A 1,690-nucleotide genomic window follows, 5' to 3' on the forward strand; every position below is an offset into this window, starting at 1 on the left:
TTGTAGAGGCTACCTGGTAATGTCCGCTTTTAGCTAGATAGAAATGTCCGCTTTTGATGCCGTCGTATGCTAGCCAGCCGCTGTTTTCGCGGGACTGGAGGCTTCGATGGTTGCAATGGAACGGATCACGATGACGATGCGCGAGCTGGACAGATTCAAGGTCATTCAGGACGTGGTGGACGGCAAACTCAAGCCGTGGCGTGCTGCCGAGAGACTCGGACTGACGACGCGGCAGATTCGCCGGCTCGTGGGCAAGCTGCGAGACCATGGTCCAACGGGTCTGGTATCCGGGCGTCGATCGCAACCTGGCAATCGCCGCCTGGATGCCGGTGTGGCCGATCGGGCACTCACGATCATCCGTGATCGCTACGCCGATTTCGGACCGACGCTGGCGTGCGAGAAGCTGTACGAGTGCCATGGGATCCGGCTCGCAAAGGAAACCGTACGGAAGCTGATGACAGAGGCCGGGCTGTGGATTCCGCGCCGGCAACGCCCGCCAAAGATCTACCAGCCGCGCGCGCGACGTGCGTGTCTGGGCGAGCTGATCCAGATTGACGGTAGCGAACACGCGTGGTTCGAGGACCGGGCGCCGCAGTGCACGCTGCTGGTGTACGTCGACGACGCGACGAGTCGACTGATGCACGTGCTTTTCACCGCCACCGAATCGACGTTTAGCTACTTTGAGGCGACGCGCGCGTACATCGAGCGCCACGGCAAACCAGGCGCGTTCTACAGCGATAAGGCCAGCGTGTTTCGTAAAACGAAGACAGACGGAACCGGAAACAATGTGACCCACTTCGGCCGCGCGATGTACGAACTGAACATCGACACGTTCTGCGCGAACAGCAGTTCGGCCAAGGGGCGCGTCGAGCGGGCGCACCTGACCCTGCAGGACCGGTTGGTCAAGGAGCTTCGGCTGCGCGGCATCAGCACGGTGGCCGAGGCCAACGCATACGTACCCTCCTTCATGGCCACCTATAACGCGCGTTTCGCCAAACCGCCGAAGAGCGATTTCGACGCGCACCGGCCGCTGCGGGATGACGAGAGTCTTGAACTGGTTCTCACGTGGCGCGAACCGCGGAAGATTACGAAGTCGCTCACGGTGCAGTACGACCACGTCATGTACCTGCTGGACGACACACCGGAGAACCGCAAGCTGATCGATCGGTATATCGAGGTGTGGGAGTACCCGGATGGTCGCATCGAAATCCGTGCTGACGGCCGCGTGTTGCCCAGCAGGCAGTACGACAAGCTGGCTGAAATCGATCAGGGCACGGTCGTCGAGCACAAGCGCCTGAGTCACGTGCTGCAGGTCTCGCAGGCGATCCAGGCGCGACGCGATAACAGCCGGATCGGCAAGGCACCGTCGCGCACGCATCGAGGCGATTCGACCACGACTGATCGGAGCAAACCCATGCCGGGCAAGAAGAAGCAGCGCGAGTTCACGCAGGCCGACATCGAGCACGTGATCGTGGATCTGTCTCAGCGAAGACAGGCTGCGCCACAAACTCGCAAACCGGGTCGTCGGTCCGCAAACGACAGTGGAACAGGCGTAAGCGCCCTGCCCATTCAGGATCAACTCTTCGACACTGCGTAAGCAGTACCCCGTTAAAGACAAAGCTTTAACCCCTGAAACCCGGACATCTCTATTTAGCTGGAAAGCGGACATTCCAGAATGGCTTTGACATGG

At 60.4% G+C, this 1,690-nt stretch carries 1 protein-coding gene; it reads left to right on the forward strand.

The genetic code is table 11. From position 1 onward, the window contains the following. Nucleotides 1–106: 106 nt before the first annotated feature. Nucleotides 107–1,597 (forward strand): ISNCY family transposase, encoded by a 1,491-nt coding sequence (locus BLV45_RS26870; RefSeq protein ID WP_090538379.1) that lies wholly within the window; start codon nucleotides 107–109, stop codon nucleotides 1,595–1,597. Nucleotides 1,598–1,690 lie beyond the last annotated feature (93 nt).

The sequence above is a fragment of the Paraburkholderia sartisoli genome (genome assembly GCF_900107685.1).
GTDB lineage: Bacteria > Pseudomonadota > Gammaproteobacteria > Burkholderiales > Burkholderiaceae > Paraburkholderia > Paraburkholderia sartisoli.